The sequence below is a fragment of the Paenibacillus sp. JJ1722 genome, from assembly GCF_048282685.1.
GTDB classification, from domain to species: Bacteria; Bacillota; Bacilli; order Paenibacillales; family Paenibacillaceae; genus Paenibacillus; species Paenibacillus polymyxa_B.
On sequence record NZ_CP182500.1, the window covers coordinates 3,801,446 to 3,815,234 of the forward strand.

The following is a 13,789-nucleotide window of genomic DNA, read 5'->3' on the forward strand; positions in this document are numbered from 1 at the left end:
TTTCTTAAGATGTAAAAGTACAGATTACAAAACAGAGGTGTCATCATGTGACGCACGAAAGGATGGTTGGATGTCAAGACTTGCCGGAAAAAAGGTTATCGCCCTGGTGGATGAGGAATTCGAGGATCTGGAGCTGTGGTATCCGATTTACCGTGTTCGTGAAGAAGGCGCAGAAGTGCATTTAGCCGGTGCTGAAAAGGGTAAGAAATATATTGGAAAATATGGCGTACCTGCTGAAGCGGAATATGCCTTTGAGGAACTGAATAGCAGCGACTATGACGGAATTCTTGTCCCTGGCGGTTGGGCACCTGATAAACTGCGTCGCTATCCCAAGGTAATTCAACTCGTACAGGAGTTTCATGCTGCTCATAAGCCGATTGGACAAATCTGCCATGCAGGCTGGGTACTGATTTCTGCTAAAATTTTGGATGGTGTTACGGTAACCTCCACACCAGGTATTCGTGATGATATGGAGAATGCAGGAGCTATTTGGAAGGATGAGGCAGTTGTGACGGACGGACATATTGTATCTGCTCGTCGGCCGCCTGATCTTCCACCTTACGGAAAAGCGTTCTGCGATTTGTTAGCAGATAACACACGGAAATAAGAGATTAAGTTAATTTTCCGTAATCTCAAGAGGCTGTCAACAAGATGAAAAAAAGAACCTTCAAAACCATGAATAAGTGGTTTTGAAGGTTCTTTTTCGTCCAAGCCGTGCTACGCCTTAAGGTTTGCTACGACAAGCTCAACAATACGGGGTGTTGGCTGTGCAAAGCTTTGCGGACATTATATATTACTGCCGTCCAGGCCCGGCCGGAGTGCAGCTGACATTAGCTGCAGTCAGCTTGTCTTCGATCGCTGCACCAGTGGACATGCCAAAGCAAACCTGAGCGACTGTCGTTGCCTCAGATGCAGTCGTATTCAGCACACGATGCTTGACCCGCAACAAAGATTGGGGAGACATGCTGAGTTGATGTATCCCCAGTTCCAGCCAAAGAGGAACGGAACGTTCATCTCCAGCCATCTCACCACATACACTCACATCAATTCCTGCTTGATGTGCCGCTTGTGCAGTCATGCGCAGCATTCGAAGTACAGCTGGATGGTATGGATGGTACATATGTGCAATCTGCTCATTCATACGGTCTACAGCCAGCACATACTGAACCAGATCATTCGTTCCGATACTAAAAAAATCTGTTTCAGCTGCCAATAGATCAGCGATCATCGCTGCAGCCGGTACCTCAATCATAATTCCTCGCTGAATGTTTGGATTATAGGCAAGCCCTCTTGCATCCAAATCCGCCATAGCCTCCTTCAAAAGAGCATCTGCCTGGCGGACCTCCTCCACGGATGAGATCATCGGATACATTACCTTGATATTTCCCGTTGCACTGGCTCTTAAAATTGCAGTCAACTGGGTTTTAAACAATTCCTTCCAATCCAGACTGATCCGTATAGCACGGTAACCTAGAAAAGGATTTTCTTCCTCTGGTAGTTGAAGATAGTCCAACGGCTTATCTCCACCGATATCCAATGTACGGATGACTACAGAGTGGTTTCCTGCCTTTTCCGCTATCAGCCGATATACTTCATACTGCTCCTCTTCATCTGGAGCAGATTTGCGATCCATGTATAAAAACTCCGTGCGGAACAGTCCCACACCTTGAGAGCCATGCTTCAAAGCTGCCTCCAGCTCTTTAATCGAACTAATATTGGCCGCCAGCCTCAGGGTGGTTCCATCCTTGGTCACGGCATCTACAGAAGCAAGTACCTGAAGCTGCTCTTTTCTGCGTCGCTGCTCGTCACGCAAAATTTTATAATGATCAGTTACCGTTTTTTCCGGATTCACATAAACTTTGCCCAGGTCTCCGTCCACAACCATCATATCTCCCGTTTGAACGGGCAAATTCAGATTGCTCTCCAGTCCTGAAACGAGTGGAATACCAAGTGCGCGGGCCATGATCGCAGAATGTGATGTTTTACCACCATTCATAGTTACAATCCCTAAAACATAGCTAGGATTCAAGTGTGCCGATTGGGAGGGTGAGAGCTCCTTGGCTACCAGAATATAGGGCTGTGTATCCTTGGGAAGAGTCACTTCCGGTGCACCCAGCAAATGCTTGAGCAGCCGGTTTCCCACATCTTTGATATCGATTGCCCGCTCCTTCATATATTCATCATCCAGTAAATCAAACATTGTTACAAAATGATCAATGGCTTCCTTCACGGCCACCTCAGCCGCCTTATACTGACGCTCAATAATTCCGCGAATTTCATTCATGAATTCTGGATCTTCCAATATCGCAAGATGAGCATCAAAAATGCTGGATTCCTCCGGCCCCACCATCTCTCGAAACTCATCCTTAATAAACTGGATCTCACTTTTGGATGTGCGTATCCCTTCATACAACCGTTCAAATTCCTTTGCAAGATCTACCGCATCCATTTTTTGATCAGGTAAATCCCACTCCCAGCTCGGCAGGACAAATGCCTTCCCGATTGCCACACCTGCTGCGGCGCCGATGCCTTCTATCATGTTTCTACCCCTCCAACATTCCTGTCATGCAGCACAACGGACATTACCGAGGCCTGACCTTTTTTCACTGTTTTAAACGGAGCAAAGCTCCACGACTTGACGCGATCCGGATTCGTGATGACCATAGGAGTCACCAGTGATGGAGCTTGCTCTCGCAGCGCCTGCAAATCAAATTTGATCAGCAATTGCCCCGGTTCCACCGTATCGCCTGCTTCTACCATAGCAGTAAAATTTCCTTTTAGCTGTGAAGTATCAATCCCTATGTGGAGCAGAACCTCAAGTCCCTCTCGTGTGGAGATGCCTAAAGCGTGCATAGTCGGATACAAGTGCATCACAGTACCATACACTGGAGACACAAGTTCACCACGTTCAGGAACAAAAGCAACACCGTCCCCGACCAGCTTCGTCGCAAAAATTTTGTCAGGCACTTCATGAATCGGGAGCATTTTTCCATGTACAGGAGCGTTGAACAAAATTTGAGGGAGATCACGCTCCATCAGCTTCGCGATTTCCTCACGAATCAGTTCTGAATACGTTCCGAATACAACCTGCAAGTTACCTCCACCCAGATTGATAAGCCCGGCCGATCCCAAAGCCTTCATCGCTCCGGTATCGATCAGTCTGTCATTGTGGACGGTCAGCCGCAAACGTGTGATGCAGGCCTCCACCTGCACAATATTTTCCTTCCCGCCAAGTGCTTCCAAAATAAGCGGAGCACTATAAGGAATATTGCCGGCCCAATCCTCCAGAACCGAACCTTCCTCGCGCCCAGGAGTTGGAATACGGAACCGCCGGATAGCCCATCGAAACAATACATAATACACAAGCCCGTATGCCACTCCCACTGGAATTAACAACCAGGCGTTATGTGAGAGATGAAAATTAAGGACATAATCTATAAAACCCGCCGAATAGGAAAATCCGTGATGAATATCCAGCTCAAAGGTAAGCCACATGGCCAGCCCAGACATAACCGCATGAACGAGGAACAAATAAGGTGCTGCAAACAAAAAGGCGAACTCGATCTGTTCCGACACTCCGGTAAAAAAGCAGACAAGCGCAGCCGTCAAAAATGTTTTTTGCACCTTTGGCTTCAAATCTTCACGCGCTTCCTGAATGATCGCCAGCGCAATGGCAGGGATCGCAAACATCATAATGGGGAACAACCCGGACATGAAATAGCCCGCTGTCGGATCGCCAGCAAAAAACCGGGGTAAATCTCCCTGCACAACGTTGCCAGACGGCGTTTTATATGTACCCAGTTGAAACCAAAAAATATTATTAAGCAGATGGTGCAGACCAAAGGCCGCCAGCAACCGATATAGAATACCGTAGATAAACAGTCCAAAGCCGCCCAAGCTCGATTCCAGACCTACTATAAATTGCAGCCCTCTCTGTATGAGTGGGGCAATAATTAGCATGAGTCCTGCAAACACAGCCGAGAAGAGGCCAATAAGCAGCAGAACAAATCGGGTACCCCCAAAAAACTGAAGCACCTCGGGCAATTTGATGCTTTTGAAGCGATTATAAGCCACCCCTGAAATGACCCCCAAAATGATACCAATGAGCGTCGCCGGTTGAATGAGTCCGTTTCCAAATCTCAATGTGACCTGATCATATATAGCCATACCAGCTAATGCTGCCAGTCCCGCCTGACCTGCCTGATTCGACATCCCCAGTGCAACACCAACCGCAAATAAATATGGCAAAAAATAAAAAATCCCATGTCCCGCCGCATTTGCCATATCAGACACCATAGGGAATCCCCATGTGGACCAAGGAAGGCTGCCGAGACTTAGCAATATTGCAGCGGCTGGTAGCACCATCGTCGGGAGCATGACAGCACGACCGAGCTGTTGTAAGGATCCGAGCCAATTCATGGCATTCCTCTCCTTTCTATCCCTGATGGTAAGCCGAATAAATACTTTTGTCAAAGCAATGATTCCATCTGCCAAAATATTTATTTACGCTTCTACAGGTCAAAAAACTTTATCACCACAACAGATAACACTATGAATCCGTCTAGACCATTTTCATCATCAGGCATACATACATTATGTGGATTGCTAAAAGTATAATATACTTTACCATATTCCTCATTTCGCACCAAAAACCTTCAACCCTGTGAAGCAAGGGAAGAAGGTTTTCATGTGCGTATAGCACGGGTCACTGATCCTTGTTTATCCTTTACGTACAGCCTGGGTCACTGAGTCCTCCACCTTAATGCAACGATCCATAATAACCGTCATTCCATGCTCCTGCGCAATGTCAGCGGCTTCCTGGCTTATAATCCCCTGTTGAAGCCACAAAATCTTAGCTCCAATAGCTGCTGCTTCACGCGCAACCTCTGCACAGTATTCACTGCGGCGGAATACATTGACCAGCTCCACAGGCTCAGGTACTTCAGCAAGACTGGCATAACAAGTCTCCCCAAGAATCGTTTGCCCTGCCGCCGCAGGGTTAACCGGAATAATCCGGTATCCCCGCTTCTGCATGGCATAAGAAACCATATAAGAGGTTCGATCTGATTTATCAGACAAACCAACAACCGCAATATTGCCTACTTGTTCCAAAATGGTTTTAATCTCTTCTCTCGACGGATTTTCAAAAGCCATCCTGTTCCCTCCTATTCGCATCTTCGTTTGCTTTTATTTTACCCATTCTACAGAAGCACCAAGCGTCGTTAGATGATCAAAATACTGCGGATACGATTTGGCGACATGATGTGCATCCTTGATCACTAACGGCTTCTGTGAACGCAAACCTACAATCGTCAAGGCCATAATAACACGGTGATCAAAATGCGCGTTAATTTCCACGCCACCTTCGACACCTTCCGGTCTGCCATGTACGATAATTTCCGCTTGGCGTTCTTCTACCCGAGCTCCAGCCTTGGTCAGCTCATTCAAATAATCGGTAATGCGGTCGCATTCCTTATACCGTAAATTCTCCACGTTATAAAAGCGGGACGTGCCTTCAGCAAATACAGCCGCAGCCACCATTGCAAGCACAGCGTCTGTTGCAGCATCACCGTCAAACTCGACAGCTTTCAATCGGCCATTGCCCTTCACGACAACGGTATCGTTCTCGTGTGTCAGTGGCACTTCCATCATGCGCAGCACATCTACGATAGCGCGTTCTCCCTGTTTGCTCTGCTCTTTAAGACGATGAATGGTAACATCAGAATTCGTTACTGCAGCAGCCGCTAGCACCGCTGCACTCCCTGGATAGTCTCCCTGTACAGTATACGTACGTGGCTGATAGGATTGCCGCCCCGGGACACGGAAAGACATGTAATCATCGCTTGCATGAATGATAATACCAGCCTCTTGCAATACCTCCAGGGTCTGCCCAATGACCACCTTGGATTTCAAATCATGCAGCACTTCGATTTCACTGTCTTCCTCTAGTAAAGGCGTAAGGAATAGCAAGGCGCTCAAATATTGTGAGCTAACCGAGCCGGACACCTGAATTTTACCGCCTTTCGCCTGACCACCCTGAATACGAATTGGCAACTTACCTTCACGATGATCTACTTTCACACCCAGTTGCCCCAGTGCATCGATTAGATCATCATGTGGTCTCTTACCCAATGAGTCGGGATATGTATTAACAAATGTAACATCCGGACATAGAGATGCAATACCCATCAAAAAACGGAGCACCGCTCCTGCGTTTCCCACATTCAATTCCTTCACAGCTTGAGGATGGCTACCAAAACCTGTAATAATTATTTTTTCATCATCCTCTTCCAGTACTGCACCCAGATCGGCGATACAACGACGCATAGCATCACTGTCTTCACTATGAGCTGGATAATAAATGGTACTTTGTCCCTCAGCAAGTGCCGCAGTGAGCAGATAGCGAGTAGTGTAGTTTTTGGAGGACAGGGCCCCAATCTCTCCTTGCAAGGAAGGGGTAGGTCTAACGATAACATCCATAATGTACATGCTCCTTTTCGGTTCAAACCATCCTATTTTACGTTAATTATACAAGTTGTAGCATTCATTTCTCCACCCAAAAAATAAGAAATATTAATCTAGGTCGCCCGAGTGAATCCCGTCGGTTAATTAATCTATACCTGCCTTTAGGATTAAGCCAATTGACAGCCTAGAGATAGCTTAGCTATCATACATAGAGTATGTGTGACATTTTGCACACATCAAAAACATACGCAGCACCCATTATTTATCAGAAAAGAGGTCCGGCCATGACGCAAATCGCCCTGATTGAACCTTCTGAGTTGCGCGCACGTCTGCAAGCAGGAGAGCAATTGCAATTAATCGACGTCCGCGAAGCGGAAGAAGTAGCGGAAGGCATGATTGAAGGTGCCAAGCACATTCCGCTCGGACAGCTTCCGGGTCGTCTTGAAGAAATTGAACGCACCGGTGAAATTATCTTTATTTGCCGGAGCGGTTATCGTAGTGAACGAGCCTGCGAATATCTACAGCAGCTAGGTTATGAAGGCTGTACTAACATGACCGGCGGCATGCTGCAATGGTCACAGGAGCAATAGAAAACCTACTTAACAAAAGAGACGGGAACTTCCCGTCTCTTTTGTTTTAACTCAAAGCTTAGACGCGGTAATGCATTAAAATATTCTATTCCTATCATACCATAGCCTCAAAAGATTACACAATCCTCTACTACCCTAGAATGATATCCATAATTAAAAATTAAAAAACGGAAGCTTCTTCTACCCATAGGGCAAAAAAGCTTCCGTTGTATTACATAATGCTATTCATGCATATCCGTCCGTTCATTAGAACCATTGATGATGGAATACGCCTTCTTTGTCCACACGTTTGAACGTATGGGCACCGAAGTAGTCACGTTGTGCTTGCAGCAGATTTGCTGGCAAACGCTCAGTGCGGTAGCTGTCATAGTATGCAAGCGCACTGGAGAAGCCAGGCACAGGAATACCTTGAGATACAGCCACGGAAATCACTTGACGCCATGCATCTTGATACGTTTCAACTACATTTTTGAAGTAAGAATCCAGTAACAGGTTTTTCAAGGCAGGGTCGCGGTCATATGCATCCTTGATGTTTTGCAGGAATTGCGAGCGGATAATGCAACCGCCACGGAAGATCATAGCAATTTTTCCATATTTCAAATCCCAATCATATTCATCGGAAGCTGCACGCATTTGAGCGAAACCTTGAGCATAGGACACGATTTTACTTGCAAACAGTGCTTTACGTACGCTCTCGATAAATTCTTTTTTGTCGCCGCTGAAGGACTCAGCTTTAGGACCGCTCAGCACTTTGCTTGCCGCAATGCGCTCGTCTTTCATAGCAGACAAGAAGCGGGAGAATACGGATTCGGTAATCATGGACAATGGCACACCCAGATCCAAAGCGCTTTGGCTTGTCCATTTACCTGTACCTTTTTGACCAGCAGCATCCAAGATAACGTCTACCATTGGCTTGCCTGTTTCAGCATCGTATTGGGAGAAGATGTCAGCTGTAATTTCGATCAGGTAGCTGTCCAGTTCCCCTTTATTCCATTCCGTGAAGATTTCATGAAGCTCTTCCGCATTCACGTTCAGGACTGATTTTAACAGGTGATAAGCTTCACCGATCAATTGCATGTCGCCGTACTCGATACCGTTATGCACCATTTTTACATAGTGACCAGCACCGTCGGGACCGATATATGTACAGCATGGGTCGCCTTCCACTTTGGCAGAGATTGCCGTCAGAATCGGCTCTACCAGTTTATAGGCACTTTCTTGTCCACCTGGCATAATAGCAGGACCATTCAAGGCACCTTCTTCACCACCGGATACGCCTGTACCAATAAAGCGAAGTCCTTTTTCCTCCAGCTCCTTGCTGCGGCGCTGTGTATCAGGGAAGTAGGCATTGCCTCCGTCTATAATAATGTCGCCCTTGTCCAGATGAGGCACAAGCTGTTCAATCGTGGCATCTGTAGCTTTACCAGCTTGAACCATGATCAGGATTTTACGGGGTGACTCCAATGAGTTCACAAATTCTTCAATAGAGAAAGTACCCGTCAGTTTTTTACCTTCTGCTTCTTTGATAAGATCGTGCGTTTTTTCTGGAGAGCGATTAAAAACCGAGACGGTGAAGCCTCTGCTCTCAATATTAAGGGCTAAATTCTTACCCATTACCGCCAGGCCGATCACACCAATTTGCTGTTTTGCCATCTGGTTCCTCATCCTTTGCAACATATTTTGTCTTCTACATCGCCGCTTTACCGCATTACACTTTATGTGAATCGGAACACGTGCACTTCTATTTTAACGTTTTTGGTGTCAGAAGTGAACCCCTGTCTATTCACAGATCAAAACACCCCATTTTCATGAGGTGTTCAGATGTATTACACTTCCATCATCAGCAGTTGGTGGGATAGCGTTTGCAGGCGTTCATGGCAATTCCCGATTTTAGCCTTATCTCCGTCTGTCATCGCTGTGAACAGCTTCTCCAATTCATCGTCTACTTCCATTTTGAGCAGCAGCAGCCGGGTTTCCCCTTCATTGGAAGCGTACATATTCTCCATTTCCTGTGCGGACAGCACCGGTCCTTTCTGATAAATGACACGCTGCTTAAAGCCAGTAACCTCGACCAGACGAATAACCTCACCGAACAAAATATTTTCTACTAAAATATGATGATCCTTAACTCTTTTGACAATGGCATGACCTCGGGTGCTTCCAATCAGCTTCTCCAACCACTCAGCCAGCTTGGCATCGCGGATTACATAATCTCCAGCCAACTTGTAGTGTCCTGTGCGCAGCTGTTGAAAACGGAGCTTCACCAGCTTGCGCCCGGTTCTCACCGACAAAACCAGGTACGACTCATCCTCGCTCCAGTATAGCGAATACCCTTCCGATATCAAATCCTTGATCAGATTATGGATATGCCGACGGCTAAACCGGAGCTCTAGATTGCAATATTCTACCTCACAGCCCTTGTTCACGGCATTCCCTCCTTTTTCAAGTCCGATTCAAGAAGTCCGGCTACAGCAAGCCTGCGGCTTTCCCGCTTGATCTTCCCTTGCTCTATTTTATACTTCATTTTATGTAAGGGTACTTGGTTATTTGACCTATTTTTATGAGTAACAGCGCACAATCCTACTTTTGCCTTATATGCTTGTTTCAAACCTGGTCTAAAGTCGGCCACGCCCGGCGGCATTATGCTATAATCGGACATATTACGCCACACGACATGGCTTAACCCAGTTACAGGAGGAAAAGGAATGACATTTAGTGGATTTACTGCAAAGGACTTCGATGTTTTTGAAATACCGGGGTTGGAGCCTCGTATGGAAGTGCTGATTCAGCAGGTTCGGCCCAAGCTGGAGGCAATTGGCGAGGAATTGGCCCCGTTCCTCACAGACTTATGTGGGGAGCCTATGCACGTTCACATTGCCAAGCATGCACGACGGAAAGTCAATCCCCCCAAAGATACTTGGGTTGCCTGGGCGGCAAACAAGCGCGGATACAAGGCGCTGCCGCATTTTGAGGTAGGCATGTTCGCTTCCCATCTTTTCGTCATCTTCGCAATTATTTATGAAAGCCCGAACAAAGCTACATTTGCCCAGGCGCTCGAAGCCAACCTGAGTGATGTACGTTCTAACCTACCGGATCATTTTTACTGGTCCATGGATCATATGGCTCCAGAAGGCACAGAACAACAACACATGGATAATGAAGATTTTCAAACGATCATCCACAAGCTGCAACAGGTAAAAAAAGCGGAGGTCATGTGTGGAATCCGTATTGACCGAGAAGATCCACTCGCCAGCGACGGGGCTGCATTATTACAGGCTGTGCGTTCTACCTTTGAGCATTTACTGCCGCTGTACCGAATGTCTTTCTCGAAAGAGTAGCCCTCGCCGCTTTTCAAGGTGCTGTTCAGGCCTCCACAGTCTTCCTGCGTGGATTACGCGCCAGAGCCAGGTGGCAGCCAAACATGAGCAGCATCACGACCCCACTGATGATAAATGGTGCTGTGTGTCCGGCACGGTCCCATAGCACTCCTGAAACGAGCGGGCCTATAACCATGCCGGAGCCTTGAAGTGTTAAAAAAAAGCCCCATACCGTTGCTCGCTCGCTTTCCGGAATCAGTCGGGCAAGAAATGTGTTCCATGCAGGCAAAATGAGCGCATATCCCAAACCAATAAGCGCTACGGATACAAACACCAGCGGAATAGATCGAACGATTGAAAAGAGAAACAGTGTAATTCCGGCTAGCAAAAAACCAACATGTAGAAAATACTCCGTTCCAAGTCGGTCGACCAACTTGCCGCAAGGGATCAGTGCCAGCACAGTCACCCCACCGCCTGCAATCAGGAGGACGCTGTACAGGTTTGGTGAAATCCCGAGGTCCGTCCGAGCGTATAGCGTCAGTACCGGGCTGATTAAACCGATAACAAAAGACTGCAAAAACAGCGCCGGGTAAATTAACGGATTGACGTTAAGCTTTGTTTTGAGCACGCCAATCGTCTCCTGGATTCCTTTCAGAACTCCCCGCTTCTGCTTTATGTGCCCATCAGACGACACTAGAGCGCTCTGTTCGAGGTCACCTTTGTCAGCAGACCTTTTCGGTCCTGGCAGCATGAGAGCAACCAACAACAATACAACACTGCATCCTATCAAAATCATGAACACCATGCCGTAAGAATGCCCATAGTGGGATATGGCGAAGTTCATAATGAGCGGACCCAATCCCGTTCCGCCCATAGACGCAATTTCCAGTGTGCCCATCGCCGCGCCATTGCTGTTATTAGGCCCGGACATTTCGGTCGTTCCGGTCATAACACAAGGCCAGAGCGGAGAAGTACCCAGACCGAGCAGTAGACACGCGACGACGAGCCACACGGGCTCTGTCAGTACGCTCAGCATAATAATAGCTACAAGCGTAAACAACAGTGCGGTCGACATCGTTCCACGGTAACCAAGCCGTTCAGCCATCCAGCCCGCCGGTGCCCGGAACGCATTGTCTCCAAAATATTGAAGTGAAAAGGCTAAACCAATAATCCCGGCTGACAAACCAAGCGTTTCTCCCATATATACCGGAAGGATGGATACCAGAAGAGATCCTTTCATAAATTCGACTAGAAATACCAAAACCCACAATTTGCTAAAAAAAGGAGTCCACAGCCGCTGCGGAGCTTCTTTTCGTCCTTTTTGCCACATCTAATCCACATCCTCCACCTTCGTTTTTTGGCTATAAAGACCGGGTTCTCCGCCTACTCCACTCTTTCGCAAATAAATGCGCCCTCAATCGCTTGCATTCCTACTTCAAACTGCTATACTCAATTTTGTTCTATTATCACTTGCACAGGATTGTCGAAATCCTGCACGAAAGGTTGTGACAACACTAATGAATCAAAGCAACACCCCGCTTTTTACTGCTTTGAAGAAGCACGCTCAGAGCAACCCGGTTCAATTTCACATCCCAGGTCATAAAAAGGGAGTCGGAGCAGATCCGGAATTTCGCGAATTTATGGGGGATAATGCCTTTTCCATAGATATGATCAACATCGCTCCATTGGACGATCTGCATCAACCAACAGGTGTCATCGAAGAAGCCCAAAAGCTTGCAGCAGATGCCTTCGGAGCAGATTATACTTACTACAGTGTACAGGGGACAAGCGGAGCCATCATCACCATGATTATGTCCATTTGCTTGCCAGGTGATAAAATTATTGTACCCAGAAACGTACACAAATCTATAATGTCTGCCATTATCTTTGCTGGTGCAAAACCAGTATTCATTTCTCCAGTCAGTGATGAAAATCTCGGTATTCACCACGGGGTTACAACCAAGTCCGTACGCCGGGCATTGGAACGCCACCCTGACGCCAAGGGCGTCCTTGTTATCAACCCGACATATTACGGTGTGTGCGCCGACTTAAAAGAAATTGTAGATCTCGCTCACAGCTATAATGTGCCGGTCCTGGTCGATGAGGCTCACGGGGTACTAATTCATTTTCATCCTGATCTACCGATGTCCGCCATGGAGGCGGGAGCAGACATGTCAGCTACAAGTGTCCACAAGCTGGGCGGTTCCTTGACACAAAGCTCGATCTTGAATGTAAATACGAAAAACGGATACGTTAACCCACAACGTGTACAAACGATTTTCAGTATGCTGACAACGACATCCACTTCGTATCTCCTGTTGGCTTCCTTGGACACATCCCGACGCAACCTAGCACTTAACGGTCATGAAATAGCACAACGAGCCCTTGATTTGGCTGAATATTGCCGCTCAGAGGTTAACAAGATTGAAGGACTATATTGCTTTGGTAGTGAAATTCTCGGCACGGAAGCTACCTACGATTATGATCCAACCAAAATTACGGTTCATATCCGCCATTTAGGTCTTACCGGATACGATGTGGAAAATTGGCTGAGAGATCACTACAATATCGAGGTTGAGCTTAGCGATATGTACAATATTCTCTGTTTGGTGACCCCTGGTGATACCAAAGAGGAAATTGAAATTTTGTTGAAGGCTCTGCGTGAGCTGGCTTCTCTGCACTATTCCACAGGTCAGGAGCATGAGCTGGTTGTAAAGATACCGGATATCCCTCAGCTCTCCCTTATTCCAAGAGACGCTTTTTATGGAGATACGGAAATCGTGCCTTTCAAGGAATCTGCTGGTCGCATTATTGCAGAATTCATTTATGTGTATCCACCTGGTATTCCGATCTTACTGCCAGGAGAAGTTATTTCGCAGGACAATATTGATTATATTGTTGATCATGTAGAAGTAGGCCTGCCTGTTAAAGGACCTGAGGACCGAACAGTACATCAGGTGAAGGTTATCGTCGAGACTGACGCTATTTCATAATATTGAACTGTCAACACATGCTTACAAAATATGTTGATAGCCAACAAAAAAAGCCCCCATTTGGGGGCTTTTTCTTAAAGAGCTATGCAGCTGCTACATCCAATTCTATTCGTATTGGGCAACAAGCTCGCTATATGCGGCTTCTACACGTTTCCACTCATCTTCGTCCTCAATATTGTAAAGCACCATTTCTTCGTTTTCTTCTTCCATACGAAGAATAATGCCATCCGCTTCGGGATTGCCTCGCTCAAGCAGAAGAGCATAAACGTGATCTTCTACGTCAAAGGTCTCTACCAGCACCATTTCTACATCTTTACCATTTTCATCAGTTAGCGTAAGAACCATTTCTTCATGTTCGTGGTCATGATCGTGGTTGCAGGCTTCACCGTGTTCATGTTTGTGATCACTCATGGAAATACCTACC

12 protein-coding genes are annotated in these 13,789 nt (G+C 46.8%); 4 read left to right on the top strand and 8 right to left on the bottom strand.

Translation table 11 applies throughout. The features are described 5' to 3' along the window. Positions 1 to 70 precede the first annotated feature (70 nt). Positions 71 to 607: a type 1 glutamine amidotransferase domain-containing protein gene (locus ACM1ND_RS17005; protein ID WP_023989335.1), complete on the top strand. Its 537-nt coding sequence runs from the start codon at positions 71 to 73 to the stop codon at positions 605 to 607. Positions 608 to 793: 186 nt separating this feature from the next. Here the strand turns inward: ACM1ND_RS17005 and ptsP are convergent, their stop codons facing one another. From ptsP to aroA, 4 genes are all read right to left on the bottom strand, one after another. Further along, positions 794 to 2,539: a phosphoenolpyruvate--protein phosphotransferase gene (gene ptsP / locus ACM1ND_RS17010; protein ID WP_075154419.1), complete on the bottom strand. Its 1,746-nt coding sequence runs from the start codon at positions 2,537 to 2,539 to the stop codon at positions 794 to 796. After that, on the bottom strand, positions 2,536 to 4,419 hold the full coding sequence (locus tag ACM1ND_RS17015) for a glucose PTS transporter subunit IIA (RefSeq protein WP_023989337.1): 1,884 nt from the start codon (positions 4,417 to 4,419) through the stop codon (positions 2,536 to 2,538). The genes ptsP and ACM1ND_RS17015 overlap by 4 nt, the downstream gene beginning before the upstream one ends. A 300-nt stretch (positions 4,420 to 4,719) precedes the next feature. Then, positions 4,720 to 5,154 carry a CoA-binding protein gene (locus ACM1ND_RS17020; RefSeq protein WP_013310932.1) on the bottom strand — a complete coding sequence of 145 codons (435 nt, stop codon included), beginning with the start codon at positions 5,152 to 5,154 and terminating at the stop codon, positions 4,720 to 4,722. Positions 5,155 to 5,187: 33 nt separating this feature from the next. Then, positions 5,188 to 6,480, bottom strand: coding sequence for a 3-phosphoshikimate 1-carboxyvinyltransferase (gene aroA / locus ACM1ND_RS17025; protein ID WP_028540541.1), 1,293 nt, complete (start codon positions 6,478 to 6,480; stop codon positions 5,188 to 5,190). Positions 6,481 to 6,749: 269 nt separating this feature from the next. Here aroA and ACM1ND_RS17030 point away from each other — a divergent pair, with 269 nt between their 5' ends. Next, positions 6,750 to 7,055, top strand: coding sequence for a rhodanese-like domain-containing protein (locus ACM1ND_RS17030; RefSeq protein ID WP_010345522.1), 306 nt, complete (start codon positions 6,750 to 6,752; stop codon positions 7,053 to 7,055). A 246-nt stretch (positions 7,056 to 7,301) separates the two neighbouring features. Here ACM1ND_RS17030 and gndA read toward each other — a convergent pair whose 3' ends face one another. Continuing rightward, positions 7,302 to 8,708: an NADP-dependent phosphogluconate dehydrogenase gene (gndA, locus tag ACM1ND_RS17035; protein WP_069080015.1), complete on the bottom strand. Its 1,407-nt coding sequence runs from the start codon at positions 8,706 to 8,708 to the stop codon at positions 7,302 to 7,304. Between the two features lie 173 nt (positions 8,709 to 8,881). Beyond that, positions 8,882 to 9,481 carry a hypothetical protein gene (locus ACM1ND_RS17040; protein ID WP_418026368.1) on the bottom strand — a complete coding sequence of 200 codons (600 nt, stop codon included), beginning with the start codon at positions 9,479 to 9,481 and terminating at the stop codon, positions 8,882 to 8,884. A gap of 279 nt (positions 9,482 to 9,760) precedes the next feature. Here ACM1ND_RS17040 and ACM1ND_RS17045 point away from each other — a divergent pair, with 279 nt between their 5' ends. Beyond that, positions 9,761 to 10,393: a YktB family protein gene (locus tag ACM1ND_RS17045; RefSeq protein ID WP_075154420.1), complete on the top strand. Its 633-nt coding sequence runs from the start codon at positions 9,761 to 9,763 to the stop codon at positions 10,391 to 10,393. Positions 10,394 to 10,418: 25 nt separating this feature from the next. Here ACM1ND_RS17045 and ACM1ND_RS17050 read toward each other — a convergent pair whose 3' ends face one another. After that, entirely contained in the window at positions 10,419 to 11,702 is a 1,284-nt protein-coding gene (locus ACM1ND_RS17050; RefSeq protein ID WP_418026369.1) for an MFS transporter, read from the bottom strand. Between the two features lie 187 nt (positions 11,703 to 11,889). Between ACM1ND_RS17050 and ACM1ND_RS17055 the strand changes: the two genes are divergently transcribed. Next, positions 11,890 to 13,365 carry an aminotransferase class I/II-fold pyridoxal phosphate-dependent enzyme gene (locus tag ACM1ND_RS17055; protein WP_013310938.1) on the top strand — a complete coding sequence of 492 codons (1,476 nt, stop codon included), beginning with the start codon at positions 11,890 to 11,892 and terminating at the stop codon, positions 13,363 to 13,365. A 105-nt stretch (positions 13,366 to 13,470) separates the two neighbouring features. Here ACM1ND_RS17055 and ACM1ND_RS17060 read toward each other — a convergent pair whose 3' ends face one another. Further along, positions 13,471 to 13,776 carry a DUF1292 domain-containing protein gene (locus ACM1ND_RS17060; protein WP_007431055.1) on the bottom strand — a complete coding sequence of 102 codons (306 nt, stop codon included), beginning with the start codon at positions 13,774 to 13,776 and terminating at the stop codon, positions 13,471 to 13,473. Between the last annotated feature and the right edge of the window lie 13 nt (positions 13,777 to 13,789).

Coding starts and splice junctions, on each gene's coding strand:
- ACM1ND_RS17005 (WP_023989335.1), top strand. CDS start 71: ATGTCAAGACTTGCCGGAAAAAAGGTTATCGCCCTGGTGGATGAGGAA.
- ptsP (WP_075154419.1), bottom strand. CDS start 2,539: ATGATAGAAGGCATCGGCGCCGCAGCAGGTGTGGCAATCGGGAAGGCA.
- ACM1ND_RS17015 (WP_023989337.1), bottom strand. CDS start 4,419: ATGAATTGGCTCGGATCCTTACAACAGCTCGGTCGTGCTGTCATGCTC.
- ACM1ND_RS17020 (WP_013310932.1), bottom strand. CDS start 5,154: ATGGCTTTTGAAAATCCGTCGAGAGAAGAGATTAAAACCATTTTGGAA.
- aroA (WP_028540541.1), bottom strand. CDS start 6,480: ATGGATGTTATCGTTAGACCTACCCCTTCCTTGCAAGGAGAGATTGGG.
- ACM1ND_RS17030 (WP_010345522.1), top strand. CDS start 6,750: ATGACGCAAATCGCCCTGATTGAACCTTCTGAGTTGCGCGCACGTCTG.
- gndA (WP_069080015.1), bottom strand. CDS start 8,708: ATGGCAAAACAGCAAATTGGTGTGATCGGCCTGGCGGTAATGGGTAAG.
- ACM1ND_RS17045 (WP_075154420.1), top strand. CDS start 9,761: ATGACATTTAGTGGATTTACTGCAAAGGACTTCGATGTTTTTGAAATA.
- ACM1ND_RS17050 (WP_418026369.1), bottom strand. CDS start 11,702: ATGTGGCAAAAAGGACGAAAAGAAGCTCCGCAGCGGCTGTGGACTCCT.
- ACM1ND_RS17055 (WP_013310938.1), top strand. CDS start 11,890: ATGAATCAAAGCAACACCCCGCTTTTTACTGCTTTGAAGAAGCACGCT.
- ACM1ND_RS17060 (WP_007431055.1), bottom strand. CDS start 13,776: ATGAGTGATCACAAACATGAACACGGTGAAGCCTGCAACCACGATCAT.